Raw genomic sequence first — 26,929 nt, forward strand, 5'->3', positions numbered from 1 at the left:
CCAGAGTGCACGGTGTCCTCCGTCTGAGCGTCGGTGTGGTACTGGTGCACTAAAGAACGTGCCGGATTCGGTCGCGTAACGGCCTTACGGCGGACAGATCCTGAAGGTCAGTTCGAATCGCGGCTTCGGGGCATGCGCGCTTTGGGCGGTGACCTGGTGAACTCGTTCGTTCGAGCCCGTTCGCTCGATCGGGGGATTGCGGTCAACGCGGAACGGGCCGCCGCGACAGTCGCGGCGGCCCGTTCCGCGTAGGGGAGGTCCGGAAGGGCGGTGGAAGGGCGGTTCGGGAGGCAGCGCGCAACGTCAGTCCGGCGCACGGTCCGGGCGGGCGGCGAAGGGACCGTCAGTGGCGAACACGTGCCGCGCGAAGTTCTCGGCGATGCGGCGGTGTCCCTCGGGGCCGGGGTGCACCTCGTCGGGGAGCGGCCACGCGGCGTAGTCCCGCTCCCCGTAGAGTTCCCGGCCGTCGAGGTGGTGGAGGTGAGGGTCGTCGGCCGCGCGCTGTTCGACGATGCGGGCGAGCGCCTCGCGGATGACCGTGAGGGTCAGGCGCCCGGCGGCACGTTCGGCGGGGTCGCCGGTGGCCTTGAAACGTACGGTGCCCTGCGTGAAGTCGGGAGCGAGGGGGCCGGGGGTGTCCTCCTGGACGGGGCACAGGACGGGGGAGACGACCAGGAGCGGCGTGGCCGGATGCCCCTCGCGTACGGTGTCGAGGAAGCCGTGGACCGCGGGGACGAAGGCGCGCAGCCGCATCACGTCGGCGTTGACGATGTTGATGCCGAGCTTGAGGCTGATCAGGTCCGCCGGGGTGTCCCGGACCGCCCGAGCGGTGAACGGGTCGAGCAGCGCGCTGCCGCCGAACCCCAGGTTGAGGAGTTCCACCCCGCCTTGCGCGGCGGCCAGCGCGGGCCAGATGGCGGTGGGGTGGGTGGCGTTCGAGCCGTGGCTGATGGAGCTGCCGTGGTGCAGCCACACCCGGCGCCCGCTGTCCGGTGCGAGCTCGACGGGGGCGTCGGTGCGCAGCGCGATCAGCTCGGTGATCTCCGTGTGCGGAAGCCAGATCTCCACGTCCTTCGCGGACGCGGGCAGACCGGTGAACCGGGCGGTGCCGGGCGGCCCTTCGGTCAGCTCGGCGGCGCCGGAGGCCAGGTCGATCGTGCGGACGTTGCCGCCGGTCACCGTGGACTGGGCGGCGAGGCGGCCGTCGACCAGCAGGTCGTACACGCCGTCCGCCGGGGCGGGCAGACCGAGGTAGGCCCGCTTGGTGGGCAGCGTGTCGAGCTCGACGGTGGTGGCCCGGGTCCGGAAGGCCAGGCGCACGCCGGAGGGCTGTGCCTCGGCCATGGCCAGCTGTTCGTCGGGGATCTGCCGTCGTGCGCGGGCGGGCAGCCGGTGCGGCAGCAGGCCGTGCGCGGTCGGTTCCAGGTCCAGGAAGCCGCGCAGGAGGGCGGGGGTGACGGGGGTGGTGATCGTGGGGTGCGCGGTGTTCATGTCCTCGGCCTGTTGATCAGAGGTTTTCACGGGGGGTGCGAAGGTGCCTGGTCAGTGGTCCGCACGGGTGCGCAGGAGGACGTCGAGGGAATCCACGACCCACTCCCAGGACTGCTGCGAGCTCACCGGGGTGTGGTCGAACCCCCCGGCCGCCTCCAGGCTGACGTAGCCGTGGAACACGCTGCCCAGCATCCGGACCGCGTGCGTCTGGTCCGGCTCCGCCAGGTCGTAGCCCCGCAGGATCGCCCGCGTCATCTGCGCGTGCCGGACACCGGCACTGGCCGCCGCGGTCTCGGGGTCGAGCCGGAACCGGGCCGCCTCGTACCGGCCGGGGTGTTCCCGGGCGTAGTCGCGGTAGGCGTGGGCGAAGGCGGCCAGGGCGTCCTTCCCGGCGCGCCCGGCCAGAGCCTCGGCGACCCGGTCGGCAAGCTCCTCCAGGGCGAACAGCGCGATCCTGGTCCTGAGTTCCTGGGAGTTCCTCAGGTGCGAGTACAGGCTCGCGACCTTGACGTCGAACCGCCGGGCGAGCGCCGAGACGGTCACCTGGTCGAAGCCCGCCTCGTCGGCCAGCTCCGCTCCCGCCCGGGTCAGACGCTCCGGGGTCAGCCCCGCTCTCACCATCATCATCCTCCTGTTCGACGATAACGATAGCGTATGTACCTAAAGCCTTTAGGCAAATTGATACTTGGCGATGGAGGGCGAGGGGCCGGTATCCCGAAGCGCCCGGTCCGGGCCGGTCCCTCCCGCCCGCGTGGGGGAGGGACCGGCCCGGCCGCTACCGGCCCGGCGTGCCCGGATCCACCGGCTTCGGAGCCGGGGCGTAACCGGTGGGGCGGGAGGTGAAGGTGCCGCGCCCCTGGGTGCGGCCGCGCAGCCGGGTCGCGTAGCCGAACAGCTCCGCCAGCGGCACGGTCGCCGTGATCACCGCCGTGCCCGCGCGGGCGGCCGAGCCGGAGACCCGGCCGCGCCGGGCCGCGAGATCGCCGAGCACCCCGCCCACGGCGTCGTCGGGCACCGTGACGGTGACCTCGGCCACCGGCTCCAGCAGTACCATCGCGCTCGCGCGCAGGGCCTCGCGGAGCGCGAACCGGCCAGCCGTACGGAACGCCATCTCCGAGGAGTCCTTGGAGTGGGTCGCCCCATCGGTCAGTGTGACCCGCACCCCGGTCACCGGGTGCCCGCCGAGAGGGCCCTCGGCCAGCGCGTCCCGGCAGCCCGCCTCCACCGCCCGGACGTACTCCTGCGGCACCCGCCCGCCGACGACCGTCGACCGGAACGCGAAACCGGCCTCGCCGCCGTCACCGTCCTCCAACGGCGCCACGTCCAGGACGACATGGGCGAACTGGCCCGCCCCGCCGTCCTGCTTCACATGCCGGTACACCAGCTGCGACACCCCGCGGGCGATCGTCTCCCGGTACGCCACCTGCGGCCTGCCCACGCCGATCTCCAGCCCGTGCGCGCGCCGGATCTTCTCCACCGCGACCTCCAGATGCAGTTCCCCCATCCCCGAGAGCACCGTCTGACCGGTCTCAAGGTCGGTCCGGACCGTCAGCGAGGGGTCCTCCTCGACGATCCGCGCCAGCGCCGTCACCAGCCGTTCGGTGGCGGTGCTCCGCCGGGCCTCGACCGCCACCGAGACCACCGGCGCGGCGGCGGACGGCGGTTCGAGCACCAGTGGTGCCGAGGGCGCGCACAGCGTGGCCCCGGTGCGGGCCGCCTTGAGGCCGATCACCGCGACGATGTCCCCGGCCACCGCCGCGTCCACGTCCGTGTGCCGGCCAGCCTGCACCCGCAGGATCCGTCCGATCCGCTCCTGGCGCCGCGTGGCCGCGTCCCACACGGAGTCCCCCTTGCGGACCGTGCCCGAATAGACCCGCAGGAACGCCAGCCGCCCCGTGGCCGTGGAGTTCACCTTGAACACCAGCGCCGCGAACGGCGCAGCCGGATCGGCGGCCCGCTCCTGCACCGCGTCGCCCCACGTGCCGCGCACCGGCGGAACATCCAGCGGCGAGGGCAGATAGGCCACCACGGCCTCCAGCAGCGGCTCGATCCCGCGGTTGCGGTAGGCCGAGCCGCACAGCACCACCACGGCCTCCCCGGTACGGGTCAGATCGCGCAGCGCACCCCGCAGCGTTCCCTCGGAGAGCGACGACCGTGCGCAGAACTCCTCCAGCGCCGCCGGATGGAGCTCCGCCACCGCCTCGTCCAGCAGCCGCCGACGCCGCAGCGCCTCGTCGCGCAGCCCCTCCGGCACCTCCCCCTCCTCGAAGGCGGCGGCCCCGTCGGCCCAGACCAGCGCCCGCATGCGCAGCAGATCGACCACCCCGGCGAAGCCGTCCTCGGTCCCGATCGGCAACTGGACCGCGAGCGCAACGGTGTGCAGCCGGTCCCGGATGGACGCGACCGCGGTGTCGAGGTCGGCCCCGGTACGGTCCAGCTTGTTGACGAACGCGATCCTCGGCACACCGTGCCGGTCCGCCTGCCGCCACACCGACTCGCTCTGCGGCTCGACGCCCGCGACGGCGTCGAACACCGCGATCGCCCCGTCGAGCACCCGCAGCGAGCGCTCCACCTCGTCGGAGAAGTCGACATGGCCCGGGGTGTCGAGCAGATTGATCCGGTGACCGTCCCAGGAACAGCTCACCGCCGCGGCGAAGATGGTGATCCCGCGGTCGCGCTCCTGCGGGTCGAAGTCGGTGACGGTCGTGCCGTCGTGGACCTCGCCCTGCTTGTGGACGGCGCCGGTGAGGTACAGGATCCGCTCGGTGACGGTGGTCTTGCCCGCGTCGACGTGGGCGAGGATGCCCAGGTTGCGGACGTCGGCGAGCGGTCGGGCGGGTTGACGGTGCAGTTCGGTACGCACGGCCCATGGCCTTTCGGAATGATCCGGAACGGAGAGGGTGCGCGATTCCCGGACGGACCGGCCCATGAACGGGCCGGGCGACGACCTGGCGACGGCGCGTGGCGGCGCCGGGCCGCGGCCCGGCCGTAGCGGCGGGCGGCGGAGGAGGTCAGGTGTCCGTCAGGGGATCCGGTGCGGGCCGCGCGGCCCGCACCGGGCGGACGAAGACACCAGGATCACCTCGTACCGCGACGGGGGAACGACGGCAGTGGTGCGGTAACGCACGGCCTGTCTCCCCTCACTGGTCACGGTGCGCGCCGCGCGGTGGCCGCGGCGTGCGATGTGTGGTGAGTGTAGGGATGCGGCACACCCATGAGGAAACGGTTTTTCAGGACGCATGTCGCTTACCCGGGGCGGGCGTTGAAGGCGGCGGCGAAGGATGACACGATCCGGGGGACCGCCGGGAAAGAGGAAGGAACCGCATCGATGGACGAGGGCCACGGCCTCGCCGCCGCCACGGTGTTCGACGCGTTGGGCGCCGACTACGAGCGGGCGTTCGGCCGATCAGCCGCGCACCACGCCTCGCTGCGGCGGCTGCTGGACGATCTCGCACCGCGCGGCAGGGTCCTGGACATCGGCAGCGGTACGGGGCGGCCGACAGCCCAGGTCCTGACCGAGGCCGGTCATGAGGTGCACGGTGTCGACGTGTCGCCGGTCATGGTGGAACTCGCGGTCCGCAATGTGCCCGGTGCGTCCTTCGCGTGTGCCGACATCCTCCGGCTCTCCCTGGAGGAAGGGAGCTTCGACGCGGTGTGCGCGTATTTCTCGCTGCTCCAGATGAGCCGCGCGGAGCAGTCCCGGCTGCTGCGGAAGGCCGCCCGGCTGCTGGTGCCCGGCGGTCACCTGGTCGTGGCGACGGTGCCGCTGGACGCCGAGGACGTCGACGTCGTCTTCATGGGGCAGACGGTGCGGGCCACGAGCTTCGGCCCGGAGGAGTTCACCGGGATGGTCACCGAGGCGGGCTTCACGGTGCTCTGGGAGCAGAGCACCCTCTTCACCCCGGAGTACGAAGCGGCCCCGGCCGAGCCCCAGTTGTTCCTGCACTGCCGACGGACCTGACTCCAGCCAGGTCCGGGCACCGGCCGGTGCCCGGACCCGCGGGTTCAGCGCCCGGCCGGCAGCGACCGCCGACGGCGCGTGCGCCGGACCGCGGAGCACCACCGTGCCGGAGCCCCCGTACGCCCGTCGCGGCGCAACGGGTCCTTCCAGCCGCGCAGCGCCTGCCTGCCGCAGCCCCGCCACTGCGCGGGCGAGACGGGAACGCCCTGGCCACCTCGGGTGACCAGGGCGTTCACCGGCGACATCGGGTCCGTCGCCAGGGACTTGGCGAGCAGGACGCCGATCACCACGGGGGCCAGGGACAGCGCCAGCGTGGTGCCGGCCGAGGTGACGTGGCGGATGCGGGGGTGCGACGGTGTGTCGGGAAGCATGACCACCATTCGACCGGTGGCCGCGCCGGGGCGGATCGGACCGCGTACTCAGGCCGTACCGCCCGGGTACTCAGACCCGGGGCCCCCGGTCGCTCATACGTCGGTGCCGGGGCCCTTGCCCGAGTAGGCCTTGATCCCCTTCGTGATGTCGTCCATCACGGAGAGCGCGGGGGCCTGGGCGTTGATGTCGAAGCCGGACCGGACCACGACCAGCAGGTCCTTGGAGCGGGGCGAGGGGAAGGCCAGCGACTGGACGTAGCCGTCGTCACCGCTCTTCGTCACCACCTTCCAGCGCACCAGATAGCCCTGCTCACCGGCGACGGTGACCGCTTCGGACTTCAGCTGCTGGTGCGAGGTGATGCCGCCGTAGATCTTCTCGCCGTACGACTCCGAGGCATTGACCGGGATGTCCTTGAGCGCGGTGGCCTTCGCCGTCGTGGTGTCGAGTTTCAGGGACTTCGCGGGCATGGAGAACACCCCGCCGCGCACGCACTGCTCGGAGGCGTTGCCGGGACAGGGGTAATCGCCGATGGTCACACCCGCACCGCCGACCCCGGAGGTGCCCTGCCAGCCGTCGGGGACCGGCAGGCTGATCCCGCTCAGCAGGTCCGTGGCGTAGCCGTCCTCGGCCTGCGGCAGCCCCTTCTCCCGGCCCTGGCCCTGGTCCCGGTCCTCGTTCCCGTTCCCGCCGCCCTGTCCGTCCGGGCCGCGGCGCGGGCCGTCCGACGGCGCGGCCGACGGGGACCGGTCCGCGCGGTCCCCTCCGTCGCCGGAGGAGTCCGACAGCAGCCGGAGACCGCCTCCGACGGCGGCGATGACCACCACGGCGGCGATGACACCCAGCGCGATCCGCGTCCGGCGGCGCCGGGCCGCGGCGGGCGGCACCCGGAGCTGGTCGGTCCACCTGGTCCCGTCCCACCAGCGTTCGTAGACGGGGCCAATTCCTGTATACCCGGGATCTGGGTGCCAGCCGGGCGGGCTCGTGTCGGTCACGCCCCCACCGTAGAGGGATTGCGTGAGAATCGCATGAATCCGTTGCGCCGAGGGCTCTCGCCGCCCGTCGCGCACCGTCTTCGAAGGAGGCCGAACGATGGGTGAACAGCCGCCGGTACGGATCGAGCGCGACGGCGCCGTCCTCACCGTGATCCTGCACCGCCCCGAGGTGCGCAACGCGGTCGACGGGCCGACGGCGGCGCTACTGGCCGACGCCTTCCGCGCGTTCGACGCCGACCCGGGCGCCTCCGTCGCCGTGCTCTGGGGCGAGGGCGGGACCTTCTGCGCGGGCGCCGACCTGAAGGGCATCGGCACGGAACGCGGCAACACGGTGCGGGCCGGGGGCGACGGGCCGATGGGGCCCACCCGGATGCGGCTGAGCAAGCCCGTCGTCGCTGCCGTCTCCGGTCACGCGGTGGCGGGCGGTCTGGAACTGGCGCTCTGGTGCGACCTGCGGGTGGCCGAGGAGGACGCGGTGTTCGGGGTGTTCTGCCGCCGCTGGGGCGTGCCGCTGGTCGACGGCGGTACGGTACGGCTGCCGAGGCTGATCGGGGAGAGCCGGGCCATGGACATGATCCTCACCGGGCGTCCGGTCCCCGCCGCCGAGGCGTACGCCATGGGGCTCGCCAACCGGATCGTCCCGCCCGGCGGGGCACGCGCGGCGGCCGAGCGGCTGGCGCGGGAACTCGCCGCGTTTCCCCAGCTGTGCCTGCGCCACGACCGCCTCTCGGTGTACGAGCAGCAGGGGCTGGACGAACAGGAGGCGCTGGCAGCGGAGTTCCGGCACGGGATGGTGCCGCTGAGCGCGGGGGAGACGCTGGCCGGGGCCGCACGGTTCGGTCACGGGGCCGGACGGCACGGCTCGTTCGGCGACTGACGGACGGGACGGCGCGTCCGGGCGGAAAGCCCGCGACGGCACCGCGCCGGGCCGGCTATGGGCTGCCCTGTCATCCCTGGCGGGCGTGCGACGACGGCCACGGCACCTCGCCGCGTTGACGGAGCGCCCGGATACATCCGGTAGTCCGGGCGTCCCTCCGCCGTGCGACGCACCGCGTCTGACGCCGCACGCTGATCCACCAGGGACTACGGGACAGCCCTTAGGATCGCCGGATGCCGACCAGCAACCCGTACCCGGCCAAGCCGCGCCCCGGCGACCGCGTCGCCGTGATCTCCCCGTCCTCCGGCCTTCCCGGCATTCTGCCCCTGCCCCACGAGCTGGGACTGCGCAGGCTGCGCGAGGAGTTCGGGCTCATACCCGTGGAGTACCCGACAACACGGAAGATGGGCTCCACCCCGAAGGAACGGGCCGCCGACATCCACGCGGCGTTCGCCGACCCCGGCATCAAGGCGGTCATCTCCACCATCGGCGGCGACGACCAGATCACCGTGCTGCCGCATCTGGACCGCGAGCTGCTGCGCGCCCACCCCAAACCCTTCTTCGGGTACAGCGACAACACCAACCTGCTGGTCTTCCTGGAGAACCTGGGCCTGGTCGGCTACCACGGCGGCACCGTGATGTGCGAGCTCGGGCGTCCCGGCGCGATGCACCCGCTGACCGCCGCGTCCCTGCGGGCCGCGCTCTTCACCAGCGGACCCTTCGAGCTGACCCCGGCCAAGGAGACCAACGGGGCGAACGGCCGCTGGGAGGACCCGGCGACCTTCGCGTCCGAACCCGAGATGCGCCCGTGCGACGGCTGGACGTGGCACAACGCCGAGGGCCGGACGGTGAAGGGGGCGAGCTGGGGCGGGGAGCTGTCGATCGTGTCCTGGCTGCTGATGGCCGACCGCGAGATCGGCCCGGTGGAGAGCTACGCGGGCCGGGTGCTGTTCCTCGAAACGTGCGAGGAGATGCCCTCGGCGGTGGAGGTTCACCGGATCCTGCGCAACATGGGGGAGCGCGGTCTGCTCGCGCAGTTCCCCGCCCTTCTCATGGGCCGGGCCAAGGACTGGTCGTTCGAGCAGCCGCTCGACGTCGAGGACCGGGAGCGCTTCCGCGCGGAACAGCGCGAGGCGGTGCTGCGCGCCCTCGGCGAGTACGCCCCCGGCACGATGGCCGTCTTCGACGTCGACCTCGGCCACACCGATCCGCAGCTCGTCATCCCGTACGGAGGACAGATCGAGGTGGACGGCGTGGAGCGCCGCATCGTCGTCACCTACTGACGGCCTGGGCCCGGCGACCGGCGAGGCCACCCCTCACTCTTTGGTCCGACCATATGTGGTGTGTGACATAGTTGAAGACGGGCAGCAGAGGTGAAGGCGACCGGGCGGTTCCGGTCGAGGCAGGGGGTGCGCAATGCCCGTCGAGTGGCAGCCCGTACGGCAGTCCCGTACGCATGAGCTGGTGCTCCAGAGCATCGAGGAGCGGGTGTTCGCCGGAGAGCTGAAGGCGGGTGACCGGCTGCCGCCCGAGCGCGAGCTCGCGCCGGTGCTCGGGGTCAGCCGTTCCGCGCTGCGCGAGGCGCTGCGGGTGCTGGAGACCATCGGTGTGCTGGTCGCCCAGCCGGGGCGGGGGCCGGACGCCGGGGCTCGGATCGTCCGCAACCCCGACGACGCGCTCGGGCGGCTGCTCCGGCTGCACTTCGCGCTGGGCAGCTACAGCCTGGAGGATGTCCTGGAGGCGCGCGTCGTGCTGGAGCGGTCCAGCTTCGAGGCGGCCGCCCGGCATGCCTCCCCACAGGACCTCGACGCGGCGCGGGAGCTGGTCGAGGGCATGGGGGAGGCGGGCGTGGCGGTGGCGGAGTTCAACGACCTGGACACCCGGTTCCATGTGCACATCGCCCGTGTCTCCGGCAACGAACTGACCTCCACGCTCACCTCCGCCGTCCGCGAATCGGTGCGGCCGCTGATCCTGCGGGCGCTGGAGGCGGCCGAGGACTGGCCGGCGACGGCCGCCGCGCTCAACGCCGAGCACACCGAACTGCTGCGGCTGCTGCGCGCGGGCCGGGGCGTGGAGGCGGCCGACCTGGCCGAGCGGCACATCCGCAGCCTCCACGGCACCCTGGTCGACGAGAACTCCGGTCCGGGTGAAGGGCGTTCCTGACGGCCGCCGACGCCGGTGCGGGCCGTGCGGGCCGCGGTTCAGCCGCGGTAGTAGGCGGCGAGGGTGGTGAAGGCGGCTTTGGGCTCCCATGCCATGTCGGGGTAGGTGGTCCCGAGCCGGTCCTCGTAGACCCGGACGATGCCGTAACTGGCCAGGTCCAGATCGGCGCGGGGATCACCGTCGGGGCGGTGGACGTGGTCGTACAGGGCGAAGGTGAACACGAACGCACTGTCGATGCCACCGGCGTCGAACGCCTCCAGCAGCTCCCGCACGTACGCGGCCTGACCGGCCTCATCGCGGACGTACTCACCCTTCAGGCCGACCGGGACCTCCTTGTCGTACTCGACGATCTCCAGTCCGAGTGCCCCCCTGTCACCGGCGCCCCGGTAGCTGGCTGATCCGAACTCGGTGATCGCGACCGGCTTTCCCTGGGCGACCAGCGCGGGGACGCCGTCGGCGAAACGGTCGGCGGTCTCGGCCGACCGGTACACGTCCATGGACACGATGTCGAAGCGTGTCCAGTCCACGCGTTCGAGTGGCACGGAGGCGTACGTCACCCGGCCGCCGAAGCGCTCGCGGACGATGTCCACGGCCCGGCCGAGGAACGCGTTGACCCGGTCGCCGATCTCGCTGATCCGCTCGCGCAGGAGCTCGGGACGGCTCAGCAGGGCGATCCGCTCGTCGGTGCTGTCGCCGGGCAGGAAACCGGGATTCATCAGGCTGAGCTCCGCGCCGGTCACGAACACCACCTCGGCCCCCCGCGACCTCAGCCGCTCCGCGCGTTCGGCGCAGTCCGCGAACAGCGCCAGCATCTCGTCGGCGGACAGTTCGAGGGGGTAGGGCGAGAACCAGACCTCCAGCCCCAGAGCGGCCGCGTGTGCCGCCGCCAGCTCGATCCGGTCCGGGTCGCCGCCCATGACGCGGACGGCGTTGCAGTGCAGGTCGTCGCGGATGACGCGCAGTTCGCGCTCCACCGTCTCCGGGTCGAAGTGCTTCCGGGAGGTGATCCCGTTCTTCATGAAGCCGGTGTCGTAGCTGATCCCTCTGGCCCGCACGTGTGTCCCCTTCCCTCTGAACTTTTACGGTACTGAACGTACCTTATTTGTTGCCCTGGCGCGTCATCGATGAGAATGCGAAGGTACGATCAGTACCGTTTTGGGGAGAAGACCATGGATGAGGCGGAGGGTCCGGCCTCGCGTCCCGCTGGGCGGACCAGGCGGCGTGGCGCGGCTCTGGAGGAGGCGATCCTGCGGGCCGCGGTGGACGAGATGACCGCGTCCGGGTATGCCGGGCTGGCCATGGACAAGGTCGCCGCCCGTGCGGGCACCAACAAGAACGCCATCTACCGCCGCTGGCCGAACCGGCTGGCGCTCGGGATCGCCGCGTACCGTCAACTGGCCACGACGGCCCCCCTTCCGGACGCCGGCAGCCTGCGCGCTGACGCCCTGGAGCTGCTGCGTCAGGCCAACCGCCACTGGAGTTCCCCGCTCGGTGCGATCCTGCGCGAGCTGTTCGCCGCGGCCGGTGGCGCGGCGGAGCTCGTGGCGCAGTTGCGGGACCAGTCCGGGGATGCCGTGGCCGCTCCCTGGCTGACCGTCCTGGGGCGCGCCGTGGCGCGCGGGGAAGCCGGCCCCGAGGCCCTGCATCCGCGGGTCGCGACCGTCGCCATCGTCCTGCTGCGCAACGAGTTCGTCGTCCGTGGCGCCCCGACCGCGCCCGACGACGTCCTCGTCGAGATCGTCGACGAGGTGTATCTGCCGCTGGTGCGGTGTCGCGGCCTTCATGATGCGGACCGAGGCTAGTATGGTCTGACCATAAAATCGGAATAGCGAACGGAGAGACCCATGCGCGTCGGACTCTTCGCCACCTGTCTGGGAGACACCCTCTTCCCCGAGGCGGTGAAATCGACCGCGGTCCTGCTCGCCCGCCTGGGCCACGACGTGGTGTTCCCGCCGGAGCAGACCTGCTGCGGCCAGATGCATGTCAACACCGGATACCAGCGTGAACCCGTACCCCTGGTGCGGAACTTCGCCGAGCAGTTCGGCGACGCCTCGATCGACGCCGTCGTCATGCCGTCCGGATCATGCGCGGGATCGGTCCGCCACCAGCACGAGATCGTCGCCGAACGGTACGGGGACGCGGCGCTGCGTGCGGGCGTCGCCACCGTGAAGGCCAAGACGTACGAGCTGTCGGAGCTGCTCGTGGACGTGCTGGGCGTCGAGGACGTCGGCGCGTACTTCCCCTACCGGGTGACGTATCACCCCACCTGTCACTCCCTGCGCATGCTGCGGGTCGGCGACAAGCCGCTGAAACTGCTCCGGGCCGTCGACGCGATCGACCTGGCCGAGCTGCCGGAGGCCGACTCCTGCTGTGGCTTCGGCGGCACCTTCGCCGTCAAGAACGCCGACACCTCCACCGCCATGCTCCAGGACAAGATGCGCAACATCTCCACCACCGAGGCCGATGTGTGCACCGCGGGCGACTCGTCGTGCCTGATGCACATCGGCGGCGGGCTCTCCCGGATCAGATCGGGCACCCGCACCCTGCACCTCGCCCAGATCCTCTCCGCCACCCGCACCTCGCCGTACGTCCCCACGGAGGCCGTCCGATGAGCAGCACCTTCCTCGGCATGCCCGCGGCCCCGCCCCGCTCCCCGTACGGAACGGGCAACCTGCGCGGCGACCGGACGTTCCCGAAGGCCGCCCACGACGAACTGCGCAACGAACAGCTCCGCCGCAACCTCGGCCGGGCCACCCGCACCATCCGCGCCAAACGCCTCAACGTCACCGGCGAACTGCCCGACTGGGAGGCTCTGCGCGCGGCGGGTTCGGCCATCAAGACCGACACCATGAACCGGCTCCCCGAGCTGCTGGAACAACTGGAGCGGAAGGTCACCGAGCGCGGCGGCACCGTCCACTGGGCCCGCGACGGAGTCGAGGCCAACGAGATCGTCGCCCGCCTGGTCAAGGCGACCGGCAGTCGCGAGGTCATCAAGGTCAAGTCGATGGCCACCCAGGAGACCGGCCTCAACGAGCACCTCGAATCGGTCGGCATCACCCCGTACGAGACGGACCTCGCCGAGCTCATCGTCCAGCTCGCGCACGACAAGCCTTCGCACATCCTGGTGCCCGCGATCCACCGCAACCGCGACGAGATCCGTCAGATCTTCCTCAAGGAGATCCCGGGCGTCGACCCCGGCCTCGACAACGTGCCCGCCCATCTCGCCGCCGCGGCCCGCGCCTACCTGCGCGAGAAGTTCATGACGACGAAGGTCGCCGTCTCCGGCGCCAACTTCGCTGTCGCCGAGACCGGCACCCTGGCCGTCGTGGAGTCCGAGGGCAACGGCCGGATGTGCCTCACCCTGCCCGACACCCTGATCACCGTGATGGGCATCGAGAAGGTGCTGCCGCGCTATCAGGACCTGGAGGTCTTCCTCCAGTTGCTGCCGCGCTCCTCCACCGGCGAACGCATGAACCCGTACACGTCGATGTGGACCGGGGTCACGCCGGGCGACGGTCCGCAGGACTTCCACCTGGTCCTGCTCGACAACGGACGCACCGCGGCCCTCGCCGACCGGATCGGCCGCGAGGCCCTCAACTGCATCCGCTGCTCGGCCTGCCTCAACGTCTGCCCGGTGTACGAACGGGCCGGCGGCCACGCCTACGGATCGACGTATCCCGGACCGATCGGCGCGGTCCTCACCCCGCAGCTCGCCGGGATGGACGCGGCGAAGAACGACCCCAACAGCTCGCTGCCGTACGCCTCCAGTCTCTGCGGCGCCTGCTTCGACGCCTGCCCGGTCAAGATCGACATCCCGTCGCTGCTGGTCGAGCTGCGCCACCAGAGCACCGAGCAGTCCGGTACGACGGCGGAGAAGCTGGCCATGAAGGCCGCGGCCACCGTCATGAAGCACCCGAAGCTCTTCACCGCCGCGCAGAAGGGCGGCGGCATCGGCCGGGTCCTGGCCGGGAGGGACGGCAGGATCTCCCGCCTGCCCCCGCCGTTCGACGGCTGGAGCGAGAGCCGGGACATCGCCGCGCCACCGAAACAGACCTTCCGCTCGTGGCTGGCGTCGCCGGAGGGCGGCGCGACGATGCGGGCCGCCGAGGACGAGTACCGGGAGAACGCGCAGAACCGGAAGAAGGAGGAGGGGAAGTGACGACCGCTCGCGACACCGTGCTGGGACGGATCAAGGACGCCCTCGCACTCGCCCCGGCACCCGGGACCGACGTACCGCGCGCCTACCGCACCGGCCGCACCCTCCCCGACGACGCGCGCCTGGCCCTCTTCACCGACAGGCTTGTCGACTACAAGGCCACGGTGCACACCTGCGCCGCGGACCGCACCGCCCAGGTCGTCGCCGAGGTACTGGGGGAGCGCGGGGCGCGCCGGATCGGGGTGCCGGCCGGCCTCGACCCGCGCTGGCTCGACGCGTACGACGGTGAGGTCCAGCAGGACTCCGCCGACATCCCGGCACCCCGGCTCGACGACCTGGACGGTGTGCTCACGGCCTCGGCCGTCAGCTGCGCGGAGACCGGCACGATCTTCCTGGACGGCTCTTCGGACCAGGGGCGACGGGCTCTCTCCCTCGTCCCTGATCTGCATGTGTGCGTCGTCGACCTGTCGACGGTCGAGGCGGGGGTGCCGGAAGCGGTGGCACGGCTGGTGCCGGAGCGGCCGACGACGCTGATCAGCGGGCCCTCGGCCACCTCCGACATCGAACTGGAGCGTGTGGAGGGCGTGCACGGACCGCGCACCCTCGCCGTGATCATCCGGACGGACGTGTAACGCGCTGGGGCGGGGTGCGCGGCGTGCGGGCCGCGCACCCCGGCGCTCAGCCGTGGGTGACGGTCACCGGCGCGAAGCCGATCCGGGTCGTCGCTCCGTCCCGCGCCCAGCGCACCTCCACCGTGTCCCCGTCCACCACCACACCGCTCACCGCCGCGTCGAGCGGAGCCGCGTCCGCCTCCGCGGTCAGCGAGGCGAGCGCGACCAGCACCGCCGTGCCCCCGACGGGCGCCGACAGCCGGGGCACCACCGCCCAGGGGGTGTACGCGGTGCCCTGCGGGGCCCGGACCTCGTCGGGGGACTCCCAGCCGTGCAGCCCGTGCAAGGCGGAGGCCAGGCCGTCGTCGCGGCCGGTGGCCCAGCCGGTCTGCTCCACCCGGGCCCCGTCCGGGGCGCCGAGCACCCGGTGCGCCCGCAGCTCGTACCGGCCGTGTGCCACCGTGACGCTCTCCACCCGCAGCCCCGGCACCATCGGCGAGCCCGAGGTGAACACCGGCCGGTGCCAGGAGGCGGCCCATCCCCAGCCCTCGCCCTCACCGGCGCCCAGCGCGCGGATCACCCGGCGCTCGCTCCGCGCTCCGGCGACGACCACGGCCAGATGGTTGTCCGCCGTGTTCCCCCGGGCCGTGGGTCCGGTCACCGTGGAGTACGACTGGCGGCTGTACAGCGGGTCGTCCTGCACCTGCGCCTCACCCTCGTGCGGGCGCACATGGTCGCTGCCGTGGTTGTGCAGCCGCACGATGCCGTCGGCACGCGTCGACTGGACCAGCAGGCCCGGCGCGGGCAGGGCGCGTACCCGGTCGGGGCCCTCGCTCGGCGCGGGCTCCTCGGTCGCCGTCCAGAGCGGATGTCCCTGCGGGGCGAGCAGCGCGACGAAGGCCTTGGACGCCCAGTACGGCGAGGCGGGCGCCGAGTAGCTCTGCAGCGACGCCTGGTGCGGGCCGTGCCAGCCCAGGTTCAGCAGCCCGTCCGTGCCGGTCGCGCCCCGGTCCAGGAAGTAGCGCAGCGCTCCGCTGATCAGCCGTCGCGAGGTCCCGGGCGTGAGCGGGGTGTGCCCGCTGAGCGCGCCCAGCGCGACCGACGAGGCGGCGGCGAACCGGTAGGTCAGCGACCGGCCGAAGTGGATCGGCGCGCCGTCGCCGCCGAACAGCAGCGAGAAGCCCTCCAGGTGCTCGCGCAGCCGGTCCCCGTAGCGCGCGGACAGCTCCGCGTCGCCCGACAGGTACGCGTCCAGCACCGGATAGAGGTGCAGTGCCCAGCCGTTGTAGTGGTCGAAGGCCCGGCCGTCGCCGTCCGCGTACCAGCCGTCACCCCGGTACCAGCCCTCCAGCAGGTCCAGGGCGCGCTCCTTGGCCCGCGCGGTCTCCGCGTCGCCCCGGCCCACAGACTCCAGGAACCCGGCCACGGAGTACGGGAACAGGTACCAGTTGTTGGGGGAGGGGACGTGCCGCAGCGCGTCGCGCAGCCACGCTTCGGTCCGGTCCCGCACCCCGTCGTCCAGCCGGTCCCAGAGCCACGGCCGGGTCAGCCGCAGGCCGATGGCGACCGAGGCGGACTCGACCATGGGCTGGCCGAAGACGTGGTGATCGCGGATCAGCGGCCAGGACTCGGCGTCCTCGCGGCCGGGGGTGAGGGTTCCGGCGGCCAGCCCGTCCGCGTACCGGCCGAGCCAGCCGTGCGGGTCACCGCCGTCCGCGCCCGCCACCCGGAAGGCGGCGGCCAGGAAGGTGCGCGCGTACCCCTCCAGGCCGTCGGAGCGCACCCCCGACGCGGACGGCCTGCCCGGCAGGTCCAGCAGCGCGCCCCCCGGTGTGGCCCACTGCCAGGCGGCCCCCAGCAGTCCGTCGGCGGCGGCCTCCCAGTGGGCCCGGGTGTAGCCGGTGTGCGGGCTCAGCCCCCTCTCCTCCGCGGGGAGTTCGACGGGGGAGATCGGATGTGCGGCGGTCATGCGAGAAACGCCAGCCTTTCGCGTCGTACACGGTGGGCGAAGCCGTCGCCCGCGGCCCAGCGGCCGGTCTCGGCGGCCGCCAGGTCGACCAGCCTTCGCAGTTCGTTGCCCTGGGAGCCCGCGAGGTGCGGGGTGATCAGGGCGCCCGCGCACTCCCAGAGCGGGTGCGCGGCGGGCAGTTCGTCGGGGTCGGTGACATCGAGCACGGCCCGGATGCGCTCCTGCCGGAGTACGTCGACGAGCGCGTCCTGGTCGACGACGGCGCCCCGCGCGGTGTTGACGAGCACGGCGTCCGGGCGCATCGAGGTGAGCAGTTCACGGCTGACGAGCCCGCGGGTGGCGGGCAGCAGCGGGGTGTGGACGCTCACCACGTCGCTCCGCTCGAAGAGTTCGGCGAGACCGACCGGCCGCACGCCCATCTCGGCGGCCTCCGCCTCGGAGACGTACGGGTCGTGCAGCAGGACGCGCAGGTCGTAGGGGCGCAGCAGCTCGATGACGCGGCGGCCGATCATCGACGCGGACAGGATGCCCACGGTGCGGCCGTAGTTGCCGATGTGACCGGGGGCGGCCAGCCAGTCGTCGCGGCGGCGCAGCGTGCGGTAGTCGTGGGACCGCTCCAGGACCCGCTTGCCGGACAGCAGGATCATCGCGACGGTGTACTCGGCGACCGGCAGGGCGTTCGCGGCGGCGGCCGACGACACCTCGATGCCGCGTTCCCAGCAGGCCTCGGTGATGTGCCCGCGGACGCTGCCCGCGGTGTGGACCACCGCACGCAGGCGCGGAGCCGCGGCCAGGGCCGCCGCGTCGATCGGCGGGCAGCCCCAGCCGGTGATCAGGATCTCGGCCTCGGCCAGGACGGAACGGGCCCGGCCCGTGGTGAAGTCGTCGAGTACGGGCAGCGGGGCCAGTTCGCAGACCGTGTCGAGCGCGGCCAGGGACGGGGCGTCGAGCAGCGCGGCGGCGGCCGACGGTTTCATGGCGACGGCGGCGCGCGGCCGGTTGCGGGTGACCGGGGTGCCGGGTGCGGGGTGGGGCATCTCTCTCCTGGTGGAGGGGCGGACGGCCGGTTCTCCGAGCACGGATCGACGGCTCGGCCGGACAGGGGTGCCTCCCCCGGCCGCCGGAACGGCTCAGGGGAATCCTGATCGGCTGATCGGAACTGGTCAATAGATCGATCAGAAGAAAATAAAGCGGTCAAACGATCAGTCGATGTCGGCTTGCCGCGCCCGTGCCGATCCCCGCACCTCCAACGTGGGCAACAGCTCCGTCCGGCGCACCGGGCCGCCCGCCCCGGACAGCCGGTGCAGCAGCAGTTCGGCGGCGGCCCGGCCGATCTCCGCCTTCGGCGGAGCCACCGCGGTCAGCGGCGGGCTGCCCAGCGCCGCGACCCCGTCGTCGTACGCCACCACCGAACAGTCCCGGGGCACCTCCATCCCGCTCTCCGCCAGCCGCTGAACCAGCATCAGCGCGTCCACGTCGCCGTGCAGCACGGCCGCCGTCGCGCCCCGCTCCCGCAGCAGCGCGGGGAGATCGGTCGCCGCTCCCCGGCCGTCGGCCGCGGCCTGCGGCGAGCTCAGCACCACCGTCCAGTCCGTCACCTCGGGGCGGGCCGCGGCGATCTCGGCGAACGCGGCGCGGACACTGCGCGCCGTCGGGCTGTCGTCGCGGGCGGCCAGCACGATCCGGCGGTGCCCCAGCGCGACCAGATGCTCCACGGCGAGATGCGTGCCGTACCAGTGATCGGAACAGACGGAGTCCAGGGCGTGCAGCGGGCTGCCAGGCCGGGGCCGCCGTTCCATCAGGACCGTCGGCACCCCCACGTCGGCCAGCCAGTCGTGGTCCCGCTCCTCCGCGCGGAGTCCGGGCCAGCGCGGCGCGATCAGCAGCCCGCGCACCCCGTCCGCCAGCGCCCGCCCGACCAGGGAGCGTTCGGCGCCGGGCGACGGGGGTGCGATGTGCAGGGCGATCCGGACGCCGGACTCCTCCAGCGCGGAGCGGGCACCGTGCAGGGTCTCGTACAGATAGGAGTGCCGCTCCGGTACGACCAGCGCGACCGCCCCGGCGTCCTGTGACGGTTCGCGGTCCCGGCTCTCCGGGACCGCCGGGGCCAGCTCCGGATCGCGTACCGGGCGGGCCACCCCGTGTCCGCGACGCAGTCGGCCGGTCTGGGCCAGCTCCTCGACGTCCCGCCGGACCGTGACCACCGATACGTCCAGCTCGGCCGCGAGCACGGCGATCCTGACGGCACCGCGCGATTCCACCACCGACAGGATTCGCCGCCGCCTCAGTTCCACCGGCTCCCGCATACTGCTGGCTCCCTCGTCGTACCGCCGCACTGTTCGTTTGAACGCTTTCGGCAGGCGTTCGGCTCGCAGCATAGCGATCGGCCCTCCCGGACCGCCGCCCGTCACGGGCAGCGGTCCGGGAGGGCCGGAGGGCCAAAACGGCCGGAAGGGCTGAGAAAGCCGGAAGGGCCGAAGGCGCCAGGAGGACCGGGCGGCAGAGCCGGGTCAGACGATGCCTTCCTCGATCTCCGCCTGCTCGCGGGCGTTCCCGTACGCCGACGGTGTGCTGTACGAACGGCGGGCGACGAACCACCAGATGGTGGCCAGCACCAGCACCGCGATCAGCGCGATCGAGGCGTAGTTCATCGAGTCGACCGTCACCGGGGAGGACTGCGGAAGCAGGAACAGCACGGTCACGATGGCGACCCACACCACGGCGATCCAGCCGATCGGCCTGCTCCACCGTCCCAGGTGCCAGGGTCCGCGCTCGAACCGGTGGCCGGAGCGCAGTTTCAGGAAGATCGGGATCGCGTAGGCGGGTGTGATCCCGATGACGTTGATCGCGGTCACCGCACCGTACGCGGTGGCGGAGTACAGCGACGGCACCGCCAGCACCGCGGCGACGGCGACCGACAGCCACACCGCGTTGGCGGGCGTCTGGGTACGGCCGCTCACCTTGCGCCACAGCGCCGAGCCGGGCAGCGCGTTGTCGCGGCTGAACGCGAAGACCATCCGGCTCGCGGCGGCGACCTCCGCGTTGCCGCAGAACAGCTGCGCCGCGATCACGATCAGCAGCATCGCGGTGGCCCCGGAGGTGCCCAGCGCGTCGATCAGGATCTGCGCCGGAGGCACCCCGGTGGGGCTGTTCTGGGTGCCCGCGTAGTCCTGGATGGCGAAGGTCAGCCCGGCGAGCAGCACGAATCCGGCGATCCACGAGACCCAGATCGCGCGGACGATGCCCTTGGCGGCGGTCACGGAGGCGTTCGACGTCTCCTCCGACAGGTGGGCGGAGGCGTCGTAGCCGCAGAAGGTGTACTGGGCGAGGAGCAGACCGATCGCCGCCACGTACAGCGGGTTGTGCCAGCCCGTGTCATTGACGAACTCGGTGAAGACGAACGAGGGCGACTGGTGGTGCGAGGGCACCACCGCGAGCACGGTGACGATCACCGCGACACCGATGAGGTGCCACCACACGCTGATGGAGTTCAGCACACTGACGAGGCGGACACCGAAGAGGTTCAGCACCGCGTGCAGCAGCAGGATGCAGAGGAAGATGAGCATCGTCTTGCCGGGGGTGGGGGTGAATCCCCACTGCAGGTTCATGAACGCGCCGGTGAACAGCGCCGCGCCGTAGTCGATGCCCGCGATGGCACCCAGCAGGCCGAGCAGATTCAGCCAGCCGGTGTACCAGCCCCACTTGCGCCCGCCCAGCCGGTCCGCCATGTAGTACAGCGCACCCGAGGTCGGGTAGGCGCTGGTGACCTCGGCGAGTGCCATGCCCACACAGAGCACGAAGAGCCCGACACCGGCCCAGCCCCAGAGCATCACGGCCGGACCGCCGGTCGACATGCCGAAGCCGTACAGGGTCATGCAGCCGGAGAGGATCGAGATGACGGAGAAGCTGATGGCGAAGTTGCCGAAGCCGCCCATCCGGCGGGCGAGAACGGGCTGGTAGCCGAGCTCGCGCAGCCGCTCCTCCTCGTCCCTCGGCGGCATGGCCTCCGCACCCGACTGGGCCGGGGTGGATATGGACATCGGGAAAACCTCCATGAGCGGTACGGAAAAGGGGGACGTACGAAAAAAAGGGGGCGGACGGAAACCGGCCCGGAGCCACCGGACGGACCCGGCGGCGCGGGGCCGTCACTCAGCGGCGCGGCCCCCGTCCGGGGGTACGGGGAGCGGACAGGCAGCGGCCGCGGGCGCGGAGGAAGACGTCCTCTGCGTCCCCCGGGCCCTTGCGGTCCCGGGTGCGGTACGCCCAGGGGACCGATGTGAAATACGGTCCGAGCGCCTCGAACACCGCTGCCGCGTCGGCGAACTGGAGCGCGCCCCACAAGGCGTGCGCCAGGTAGTTCAGGTCGAGCAGCGAGCGCGAGGCCGCAGGCGTACGGCGGAACCAGAGCTCCAGCGCACGGGCCGCGTCGCGCTCCGCGTCCTCGGTGACCCAGTGCAGGTCGAGGGCCTTCTCGTGCCCCTGCTCGCGACGGTAGCGCTCGACTCGCACATAGAGCGGCAACGCGTGCAGCGCGGAGCCGTCCGGGGCCGAAGAGGCTGCCCACTGAACGAAGTTGACCGCCTCCGAGAGGGATCCTCCGGCCTTGCGCGCGTAGACGAACTGGAGCATCCGGTGGTAGGCCTCGCGGTTGAAAGGATCGCGCTTGTCGGCCTCCGCCAGCAGCCCCCACGGCCCGGGAAAGAGCATCGGCCCCGGCGGATGCAGCCGGTGCTCCTCCAGCTGCTGCTGTTCGTCCAGCTGGGACAGGGCCAGCAGACAGACCCAGGGCACCGGGTCCACGGGTGAGGCGTTCGCCGCCGTCCGGCAGGCCTGCCAGGCCTCCTGCCACAGCTCGCGGGCCCGGTGGTGGCCCTCGCGGTGTGCGCGCACCGCACGTTCGACGACGACCCGCGCCTGCATCACCGCGGCGGCGATGCTCCTCGGCTCCTCGGCCAGCCAGGCCTGCACGGCGTCCGAACCAGCCGCCACCGCGCCCAGCACCTGGGTGCGCTGGGTCCACAGGGTCCAGTCCGGTGTGTTCTCCAGGAGGTTGCGCATGGACATCCAGCGTCCCGTGCGCAGATCCTGTAACGCGGCCCGCAGATCGTTGTCATGGCCGGCTGGATGATAGACCGGCCGGAAATCACTGTTGGCCATGGACCTGCCCTGTCCTCGGACGACAGGCCGGACCGCAGGCCGCAACGCGACGGTCAATAGATCTTCTCAGCACGTCACGCAGCCCGGTGGCGGCATGGAGCCCATGCTGACGCGGAAGGCCCGGGAGCCTGTGGAGCGGTGCGTGGGACAGGGTTTCGATCTCATCAATCCTCAAGGACGTGGGGGGTGAAGCAGCTGTCGAGAAACGAACTACTCGAAAGCGCCCGGTTGTTGCTCGGCGGTGAGTGTAAGGCCACTGCCACCGGTCTCCGGACCAATTCGCGGATCTTACTCAAGTACGTTCATTCAAGCGGACGTTCAAAGTTGAACTGAATGTTCGTGCAGTTCCGGTCAAGGGCCGGTCGGCCCTTGACGTACGCGGTGGTCTGCACCACTCTGGGCCGCGAGTTCAGTGATCACGATTTCGTTCAAGCCGCCGGGCCTCCGCGCCGGCCGGGCTTCCGCACCGCTGGAGAGTCGATGACAGGCCCGGTACTCGCCGTGGACCAGGGCACATCGGGGACGAAGGCGCTGGTGATCTGTCCCGAGCGCGGCGTGATCGCATCCGCTTCCGTTCCCGTCTCCGTCCGCCACGGTCCGGGGGGAGCGGTGGAGGCGGATCCCGCCACACTGCTCGGCTCGGTCCTCGAAGCGGGCCGCCGGGCGGTACAGGAGGCAGGCGAACCGGTCCATGCGGTCGGCCTCGCCAACCAGGGGGAGACGGTGCTCGCCTGGGACCGGGCCACCGGGCGCCCGCTCACCGAAGCGATCGTCTGGCAGGACCGCCGTTCCGCAGCCCTCTGCGCCGGACTCGACCAGCACAACGAGGAGTTGACCCAGCTCACCGGCCTGCCCCTCGATCCGTACTTCGCCGCACCGAAGATGGCCTGGATCCGCCGGGAGCTGACCCGTGAAGGCGTCGTCACCACCACCGACGCCTGGCTCGTACACCAGCTGACCGGTGCGTTCGTCACCGACGCGGCCACCGCCGGACGCACCCAGCTCCTCGACCTCGACCAGGTCGGCTGGTCGCCCCGGGCCCTGGAGCTCTTCGGCCTCGGCGACGAACGCCTGCCGGACGTCGTCGACTGCGACCGGACGGTCGGCACGACGACCGCCTTCGGCGGCGAACTCCCGCTGACCGGACTCCTCGTCGACCAGCAGGCGGCCCTCCTCGCCCAGAACGCCCTGGATCCCGGCAACGCCAAGTGCACCTACGGGACGGGCGCCTTCCTGCTCGCCCAGACCGGGCGCGACCCGCGCCGCGGTTCCACCGGGCTGGCCGGCTGCGTGGCGTGGCGGCTTCGCGACCGTACGGCCTACTGCCTCGACGGCCAGGTCTACACCGCCGCGTCCGCCGTCGACTGGCTGACCGGCCTCGGCGTCATCTCCGGCGCGGCCGACCTCGACCCCGTCGGCCGTACGGTCCCCGATTCCGGCGGCGTCACCTTCGTCCCCGCGCTCGCCGGGCTCGCCGCCCCCTGGTGGCGCGGCGACCTGCGCGGATCGGTAACCGGACTCGGCCTCGAAACCGCCAAGGGCCACCTGGTGCGCGCCCTGTGCGAAGGCATCGCGGCCCAGGTCGTCGAGCTCACCGAGGCGGTCGCCGCCGACCTCGGCGCACCGCTCACCTCGCTCCGCGTCGACGGCGGCCTGACCCGCTCCGCGCTCCTCATGCAGACCCAGGCCGACCTGCTGCAACGGCCCGTCGAGGTGTCCGCGCTGCCCGATGCCACCGCGCTCGGCGTCGGAGCGGTCGCCCGGCTCGGCCTCGACCCGCACCTCACGGTCCGCGAGGCCGTCCCCGAGTGGAAGCCCGTCACCGTCTACGAACCCCGCATCGGTGTCGACCGGGCCGCCGAACGGCTCGCCGCGTTCCGCACCGGCGTACAGACCCTGCTGGACCATGCCTGACACGTACGAGAGCAACGCCATGCGCACCACGATCACCACCACCGGACCCCTGCCGACGGCAAACCTGCCGGGAACGGGCTCCGGCACCGGGGCCCCGGCCTACGACGTGACCGTCATCGGCGGGGGAGTCGTCGGCACCGCCCTCGCCCGCGAACTGGCCCGCCATCCCCTGCGCATCGCGCTGGTCGAGGCGTCCGGCGACATCGCCGACGGCACCTCGAAGGCCAACACCGCCATCCTGCACACCGGCTTCGACGCCGTGCCCGGCACCCTGGAGGCCCGGCTCGTCCGTGAAGGACAGCGCCGGCTGCGCGCCTACGCCGCCGAGACCGGTATCCCCGTCGAACGCGTCGGCGCCCTGCTCGTCGCCTGGGACGACGAACAACTCGCCGCGCTGCCCGCCCTGTTGGCCAAGGCGGAGCAGAACGAGTACCACGCGGCCCGTCTCCTGGACGCCGAGGAACTGCGTGCCCGCGAACCCCGGCTGGGCCCCGGCGCCCTCGGCGCCCTGGAGATCCCCGACGAGAGCGTCATCTGTCCCTGGACCACCCCGCTCGCCTACGCCACCCAGGCCGTACGCGCCGGAGTCCACCTCCACCTCAACTTCCGGGTCCGGGGCATCGACAGCGCCGGTGGCCTCCACACCCTCACCACCACCCGGGGCGCACTGCGCACCCGCCACCTGATCAACGCCGCCGGACTGTACGCCGACGAGATCGACCGGCTGCTGGGCCACGACGAGTTCACCGTCACCCCGCGCCGCGGCCAGCTCCTCGTCTTCGACAAGCTCGCCCGGGACCTGGTCCGCCACATCCTGCTTCCGGTCCCCACCGCCGCGGGCAAGGGCGTGCTGGTCGCGCCGACCGTCTTCGGCAACGTGCTGCTCGGCCCCACCGCCGAGGACATCGACGACAAGACCGCCACCGGATCGACCGCCGACGCCCTCCGCCTGCTGCGCGAGAAGGGCCGCCGCATCCTGCCCGAGCTCCTTGACGAGGAGGTCACGGCCGTCTACGCCGGACTGCGCGCCGCCACCGGCCAGGAGGACTACCGCATCCGCTCCCGGCCCGACGAGCGCCACATCACCGTCGGAGGCATCCGCTCCACCGGGCTCACCGCCTCCATGGCCATCGCCGCCCATGTCGTGGAACTGCTCGGCGCGGCGGGCCTCGACCTCGGTGAACCCTCCGAACTGCCGCCCGTCACCCTGCCCAACCTCGGCGAAGCCTTCCCCCGCCCCTACCAGGACGCCGGGCTCATCGCCCGCGACCCCGCGTACGGCACCCTGGTCTGCCACTGTGAACGCGTCTCCGCGGGCGAGATCAGGGACGCCCTGTCGAGCACCGTGCCACCGGGCTCCCTGGACGGACTGCGCCGCAGAACACGCGCGGGCAACGGCCGGTGCCAGGGGTTCTACTGCGGGGCCGCGGTCCGCGCCCTGTTCGAGGAGGCCCGGTCATGAACCGGCACGAACGCACCGTCGACGTCCTGATCATCGGGGGCGGCCCGGCCGGACTCGGCGCCGGGGCCGAACTCGCCGCGTCCGGCGCGGGCCGCGTCGAGATCCTGGAACGCGAACAGAGCGCGGGCGGCATCCCCCGCCACTGCCACCACGGCGGCTTCGGCGGCCGGACCCTCGGCCGCGGAACGGCCACCGGACCCGCGTACGCCCGAAGCTGTGTCACCACCGCACTGCACGCCGGAGCAGCCCTGCGCACCGGCGTCACCGTCACCGGCTGGGCAGGACCGCTCACCGTGGACACCACCGCACCGACCGGCCTCGAACGCATCACCGCCCGTGCGGTCGTCCTCGCCACCGGAGCCCGCGAACGCCCCCGCAGCGCCCGGCTCGTCCCCGGCAGCCGCCCGCCCGGCGTCTACACCACCGGCGAACTCCAGCAGGCCGTCCATCTCCACGGGCGGCGCATCGGCGGCCGCGCGGTCGTCATCGGTGACGGGCCCATCGGCCGTGCCGCGGCCGACACCCTGCGCGCCGCGGGCGCGCGAGTCGTCGCCCTGGTCACCGACCAGCCGCCCGCCCCGCTCACCGCCCTGACCCGCGGCGGCGACCGCACCCCGCTCCTCACACGTACCACCGTCACCGCGCTCACCGGCCGGGAACGGCTCACCGGCGTCGCCGTCCGCCACCACGACGGCCGGACCACCACCCTGCGCTGCGGCACCGTCGTGTTCACCGGCGACTGGCTCCCCGAGCACGAACTGGCCCGGCGCGGAGCCGTCACCCTCGACCCCGGCACCCGGGGCCCCGCCTACGACCCGGCCCACCGCACCGACCGGACCGGCGTCTTCGCCGTCGGCAATCTGCTGCACGGCGTGGAGAGCGCGGGCTACGCCCTCGCCGAGGGACGTGCGGTCGCCGCCCCCGTCCTGCACCACCTGACCACCGGCGCGTGGCCCACCGGCCGACCGGCCGTCGCCGTCGACGCCCCGTTGCGCTGGGTCGCACCCAACCTCGTCGGCCCCGACGGCACCCTCCCGCCCGGCGGCCGCTTCCTGCTGCGCACCGAGCGAAGGCTCACCGCGCCGCTGCTCGTCGTCCGGCAGGACGGCCGGGAACTGTACCGTCGGCGACTGCTGCGGCCCGCCGAGCCGGGCCGCTCGTTCCCGCTGCGCGCCGACTGGCTCGACCGGGCCGAACGGGACGGCGGCACCGTACGGATCTCGGTGTGCTGACCGTGCGTCAGGGAATCAGCAGCCAGTCCGAGCCGATCGCCGCCACCAGGCCCACGGCAAGCAGCCAGCTCCCGAGCCGGGTACGCCCGTTGCGGCTGAGCTCGATCACGATCCCGCACAGGATCAGCGCCAGCCCGTACACCCCGACCACCAGGACGGACGACCGGCTGGCGATCCGCAGCGCGAGGACCACCGCCATCGCGGCCATGCCCAGCGCCGAGAGGACCATCCGCAGCCGTCTTGCCTGGCGCGGCGTCAGCTTCCGGCCACCGGCCCCGTCGGCCGCCCCGGGATCGTTCTCCGCATCCGCATCCGCATCCGCATCCGCATCCGCCTCGGTACCGGCGTCTGTATCCGCGCCCGCGTCCGCCTCGGTACCGGCATCCGCGCCCGCGCCCGCCTCGGTACCGGCGTCCGGGTCCGTGCCCGCCTCCGCCTCCGTCTTTGCCTTCGCGACGTCCGCGTCCGCCGCTATGGGGCCCCGCACGGTCCGGTCCTGCTCCTGGTCAGAAGTGCTCATGACGCGCGATCGTAATGGCTGCGGGCCGCCCTGTTCGCCGCTCGGCGCGACG

At 72.4% G+C, this 26,929-nt stretch carries 23 protein-coding genes; 11 read left to right on the forward strand and 12 right to left on the reverse strand.

Annotated elements, in window-relative coordinates:
* Positions 1-303: 303 nt before the first annotated feature.
* The 3 genes from ACFVWY_RS16635 to fusA form a co-directional block, all read right to left on the reverse strand.
* A complete protein-coding gene (locus tag ACFVWY_RS16635) occupies positions 304-1,491 on the reverse strand; it encodes a GDSL-type esterase/lipase family protein (protein ID WP_389872479.1) in 1,188 nt (395 codons plus the stop codon).
* 51 nt (positions 1,492-1,542) lie between these two features.
* Complete coding sequence (locus tag ACFVWY_RS16640; protein ID WP_389872482.1) at positions 1,543-2,112, reverse strand: TetR/AcrR family transcriptional regulator; 570 nt, start codon at positions 2,110-2,112, stop codon at positions 1,543-1,545.
* A 154-nt stretch (positions 2,113-2,266) separates the two neighbouring features.
* A complete protein-coding gene (gene fusA, locus ACFVWY_RS16645) occupies positions 2,267-4,354 on the reverse strand; it encodes an elongation factor G (protein WP_389872371.1) in 2,088 nt (695 codons plus the stop codon).
* A 465-nt stretch (positions 4,355-4,819) separates the two neighbouring features.
* Here fusA and ACFVWY_RS16650 point away from each other — a divergent pair, with 465 nt between their 5' ends.
* The gene (locus ACFVWY_RS16650; protein ID WP_389872374.1) at positions 4,820-5,452 is read left to right on the forward strand and encodes a class I SAM-dependent methyltransferase; all 633 of its coding nucleotides are present in this window, start codon (positions 4,820-4,822) and stop codon (positions 5,450-5,452) included.
* 44 nt (positions 5,453-5,496) lie between these two features.
* Here ACFVWY_RS16650 and ACFVWY_RS16655 read toward each other — a convergent pair whose 3' ends face one another.
* The gene (locus tag ACFVWY_RS16655; RefSeq protein WP_389872376.1) at positions 5,497-5,823 is read right to left on the reverse strand and encodes a hypothetical protein; all 327 of its coding nucleotides are present in this window, start codon (positions 5,821-5,823) and stop codon (positions 5,497-5,499) included.
* Between the two features lie 93 nt (positions 5,824-5,916).
* Positions 5,917-6,816 carry a DUF2510 domain-containing protein gene (locus tag ACFVWY_RS16660; RefSeq protein ID WP_389872379.1) on the reverse strand — a complete coding sequence of 300 codons (900 nt, stop codon included), beginning with the start codon at positions 6,814-6,816 and terminating at the stop codon, positions 5,917-5,919.
* Between the two features lie 97 nt (positions 6,817-6,913).
* Here ACFVWY_RS16660 and ACFVWY_RS16665 point away from each other — a divergent pair, with 97 nt between their 5' ends.
* From ACFVWY_RS16665 to ACFVWY_RS16675, 3 genes are all read left to right on the forward strand, one after another.
* The gene (locus tag ACFVWY_RS16665; RefSeq protein ID WP_389872382.1) at positions 6,914-7,693 is read left to right on the forward strand and encodes a crotonase/enoyl-CoA hydratase family protein; all 780 of its coding nucleotides are present in this window, start codon (positions 6,914-6,916) and stop codon (positions 7,691-7,693) included.
* A 233-nt stretch (positions 7,694-7,926) separates the two neighbouring features.
* Positions 7,927-8,976, forward strand: coding sequence for a S66 peptidase family protein (locus ACFVWY_RS16670; RefSeq protein ID WP_389872384.1), 1,050 nt, complete (start codon positions 7,927-7,929; stop codon positions 8,974-8,976).
* 133 nt (positions 8,977-9,109) lie between these two features.
* Complete coding sequence (locus ACFVWY_RS16675) at positions 9,110-9,856, forward strand: FadR/GntR family transcriptional regulator (RefSeq protein WP_389872386.1); 747 nt, start codon at positions 9,110-9,112, stop codon at positions 9,854-9,856.
* Between the two features lie 38 nt (positions 9,857-9,894).
* Here the strand turns inward: ACFVWY_RS16675 and ACFVWY_RS16680 are convergent, their stop codons facing one another.
* Positions 9,895-10,911, reverse strand: a complete 1,017-nt coding sequence (locus ACFVWY_RS16680) for a hypothetical protein (protein ID WP_389872388.1) — start codon at positions 10,909-10,911, stop codon at positions 9,895-9,897.
* Between the two features lie 114 nt (positions 10,912-11,025).
* On the opposite strand from ACFVWY_RS16680, the gene ACFVWY_RS16685 reads away from it, so the two are divergent.
* The 4 genes from ACFVWY_RS16685 to ACFVWY_RS16700 are packed head-to-tail and all read left to right on the forward strand — an operon-like array spanning position 11,026 to position 14,644.
* Positions 11,026-11,658 carry a TetR/AcrR family transcriptional regulator gene (locus tag ACFVWY_RS16685; RefSeq protein WP_389872391.1) on the forward strand — a complete coding sequence of 211 codons (633 nt, stop codon included), beginning with the start codon at positions 11,026-11,028 and terminating at the stop codon, positions 11,656-11,658.
* Positions 11,659-11,700: 42 nt separating this feature from the next.
* Entirely contained in the window at positions 11,701-12,468 is a 768-nt protein-coding gene (locus ACFVWY_RS16690; protein WP_389872394.1) for a (Fe-S)-binding protein, read from the forward strand.
* Positions 12,465-14,015 carry a lactate utilization protein B gene (locus ACFVWY_RS16695; RefSeq protein WP_389872396.1) on the forward strand — a complete coding sequence of 517 codons (1,551 nt, stop codon included), beginning with the start codon at positions 12,465-12,467 and terminating at the stop codon, positions 14,013-14,015. Before ACFVWY_RS16690 ends, ACFVWY_RS16695 begins: the two co-directional genes overlap by 4 nt.
* Complete coding sequence (locus ACFVWY_RS16700; RefSeq protein WP_389872399.1) at positions 14,012-14,644, forward strand: lactate utilization protein C; 633 nt, start codon at positions 14,012-14,014, stop codon at positions 14,642-14,644. The genes ACFVWY_RS16695 and ACFVWY_RS16700 overlap by 4 nt, the downstream gene beginning before the upstream one ends.
* A gap of 46 nt (positions 14,645-14,690) precedes the next feature.
* Here the strand turns inward: ACFVWY_RS16700 and ACFVWY_RS16705 are convergent, their stop codons facing one another.
* From ACFVWY_RS16705 to ACFVWY_RS16725, 5 genes are all read right to left on the reverse strand, one after another.
* Positions 14,691-16,592 carry a DUF2264 domain-containing protein gene (locus ACFVWY_RS16705; RefSeq protein WP_389872402.1) on the reverse strand — a complete coding sequence of 634 codons (1,902 nt, stop codon included), beginning with the start codon at positions 16,590-16,592 and terminating at the stop codon, positions 14,691-14,693.
* Positions 16,589-17,629, reverse strand: a complete 1,041-nt coding sequence (locus tag ACFVWY_RS16710) for a hydroxyacid dehydrogenase (protein WP_389872405.1) — start codon at positions 17,627-17,629, stop codon at positions 16,589-16,591. The genes ACFVWY_RS16705 and ACFVWY_RS16710 overlap by 4 nt, the downstream gene beginning before the upstream one ends.
* A gap of 165 nt (positions 17,630-17,794) precedes the next feature.
* On the reverse strand, positions 17,795-18,898 hold the full coding sequence (locus ACFVWY_RS16715) for a substrate-binding domain-containing protein (RefSeq protein ID WP_389872408.1): 1,104 nt from the start codon (positions 18,896-18,898) through the stop codon (positions 17,795-17,797).
* 204 nt (positions 18,899-19,102) lie between these two features.
* Complete coding sequence (locus ACFVWY_RS16720) at positions 19,103-20,632, reverse strand: amino acid permease (RefSeq protein ID WP_389872411.1); 1,530 nt, start codon at positions 20,630-20,632, stop codon at positions 19,103-19,105.
* A 109-nt stretch (positions 20,633-20,741) separates the two neighbouring features.
* A complete protein-coding gene (locus ACFVWY_RS16725; RefSeq protein ID WP_389872414.1) occupies positions 20,742-21,749 on the reverse strand; it encodes a hypothetical protein in 1,008 nt (335 codons plus the stop codon).
* A gap of 480 nt (positions 21,750-22,229) precedes the next feature.
* Here ACFVWY_RS16725 and ACFVWY_RS16730 point away from each other — a divergent pair, with 480 nt between their 5' ends.
* The 3 genes from ACFVWY_RS16730 to ACFVWY_RS16740 are packed head-to-tail and all read left to right on the forward strand — an operon-like array spanning position 22,230 to position 26,357.
* The gene (locus ACFVWY_RS16730; RefSeq protein ID WP_389872417.1) at positions 22,230-23,663 is read left to right on the forward strand and encodes an FGGY family carbohydrate kinase; all 1,434 of its coding nucleotides are present in this window, start codon (positions 22,230-22,232) and stop codon (positions 23,661-23,663) included.
* Positions 23,664-23,682: 19 nt separating this feature from the next.
* Positions 23,683-25,125: an NAD(P)/FAD-dependent oxidoreductase gene (locus tag ACFVWY_RS16735; RefSeq protein WP_389872484.1), complete on the forward strand. Its 1,443-nt coding sequence runs from the start codon at positions 23,683-23,685 to the stop codon at positions 25,123-25,125.
* On the forward strand, positions 25,122-26,357 hold the full coding sequence (locus ACFVWY_RS16740) for an FAD-dependent oxidoreductase (protein ID WP_389872420.1): 1,236 nt from the start codon (positions 25,122-25,124) through the stop codon (positions 26,355-26,357). The genes ACFVWY_RS16735 and ACFVWY_RS16740 overlap by 4 nt, the downstream gene beginning before the upstream one ends.
* 7 nt (positions 26,358-26,364) lie before the next feature.
* On the opposite strand, the gene ACFVWY_RS16745 is transcribed toward ACFVWY_RS16740, so the two are convergent.
* Positions 26,365-26,877, reverse strand: coding sequence for a hypothetical protein (locus tag ACFVWY_RS16745; protein WP_389872423.1), 513 nt, complete (start codon positions 26,875-26,877; stop codon positions 26,365-26,367).
* Positions 26,878-26,929 lie beyond the last annotated feature (52 nt).

The sequence above is a fragment of the Streptomyces sp. NPDC058195 genome, assembly GCF_042883525.1.
Lineage (GTDB): Bacteria > Actinomycetota > Actinomycetes > Streptomycetales > Streptomycetaceae > Streptomyces.

What these genes read in the sequence shown, in the direction of transcription:
- ACFVWY_RS16635 (WP_389872479.1), bottom strand. Translation starts at nt 1,491, where the DNA reads ATGAACACCGCGCACCCCACGATCACCACCCCCGTCACCCCCGCCCTC.
- ACFVWY_RS16640 (WP_389872482.1), bottom strand. Translation starts at nt 2,112, where the DNA reads ATGGTGAGAGCGGGGCTGACCCCGGAGCGTCTGACCCGGGCGGGAGCG.
- ACFVWY_RS16650 (WP_389872374.1), top strand. Translation starts at nt 4,820, where the DNA reads ATGGACGAGGGCCACGGCCTCGCCGCCGCCACGGTGTTCGACGCGTTG.
- ACFVWY_RS16655 (WP_389872376.1), bottom strand. Translation starts at nt 5,823, where the DNA reads ATGCTTCCCGACACACCGTCGCACCCCCGCATCCGCCACGTCACCTCG.
- ACFVWY_RS16665 (WP_389872382.1), top strand. Translation starts at nt 6,914, where the DNA reads ATGGGTGAACAGCCGCCGGTACGGATCGAGCGCGACGGCGCCGTCCTC.
- ACFVWY_RS16670 (WP_389872384.1), top strand. Translation starts at nt 7,927, where the DNA reads ATGCCGACCAGCAACCCGTACCCGGCCAAGCCGCGCCCCGGCGACCGC.
- ACFVWY_RS16675 (WP_389872386.1), top strand. Translation starts at nt 9,110, where the DNA reads ATGCCCGTCGAGTGGCAGCCCGTACGGCAGTCCCGTACGCATGAGCTG.
- ACFVWY_RS16685 (WP_389872391.1), top strand. Translation starts at nt 11,026, where the DNA reads ATGGATGAGGCGGAGGGTCCGGCCTCGCGTCCCGCTGGGCGGACCAGG.
- ACFVWY_RS16690 (WP_389872394.1), top strand. Translation starts at nt 11,701, where the DNA reads ATGCGCGTCGGACTCTTCGCCACCTGTCTGGGAGACACCCTCTTCCCC.
- ACFVWY_RS16695 (WP_389872396.1), top strand. Translation starts at nt 12,465, where the DNA reads ATGAGCAGCACCTTCCTCGGCATGCCCGCGGCCCCGCCCCGCTCCCCG.
- ACFVWY_RS16705 (WP_389872402.1), bottom strand. Translation starts at nt 16,592, where the DNA reads ATGACCGCCGCACATCCGATCTCCCCCGTCGAACTCCCCGCGGAGGAG.
- ACFVWY_RS16710 (WP_389872405.1), bottom strand. Translation starts at nt 17,629, where the DNA reads ATGCCCCACCCCGCACCCGGCACCCCGGTCACCCGCAACCGGCCGCGC.
- ACFVWY_RS16715 (WP_389872408.1), bottom strand. Translation starts at nt 18,898, where the DNA reads ATGCGGGAGCCGGTGGAACTGAGGCGGCGGCGAATCCTGTCGGTGGTG.
- ACFVWY_RS16720 (WP_389872411.1), bottom strand. Translation starts at nt 20,632, where the DNA reads ATGTCCATATCCACCCCGGCCCAGTCGGGTGCGGAGGCCATGCCGCCG.
- ACFVWY_RS16725 (WP_389872414.1), bottom strand. Translation starts at nt 21,749, where the DNA reads ATGGCCAACAGTGATTTCCGGCCGGTCTATCATCCAGCCGGCCATGAC.
- ACFVWY_RS16730 (WP_389872417.1), top strand. Translation starts at nt 22,230, where the DNA reads ATGACAGGCCCGGTACTCGCCGTGGACCAGGGCACATCGGGGACGAAG.
- ACFVWY_RS16735 (WP_389872484.1), top strand. Translation starts at nt 23,683, where the DNA reads ATGCGCACCACGATCACCACCACCGGACCCCTGCCGACGGCAAACCTG.
- ACFVWY_RS16740 (WP_389872420.1), top strand. Translation starts at nt 25,122, where the DNA reads ATGAACCGGCACGAACGCACCGTCGACGTCCTGATCATCGGGGGCGGC.
- ACFVWY_RS16745 (WP_389872423.1), bottom strand. Translation starts at nt 26,877, where the DNA reads ATGAGCACTTCTGACCAGGAGCAGGACCGGACCGTGCGGGGCCCCATA.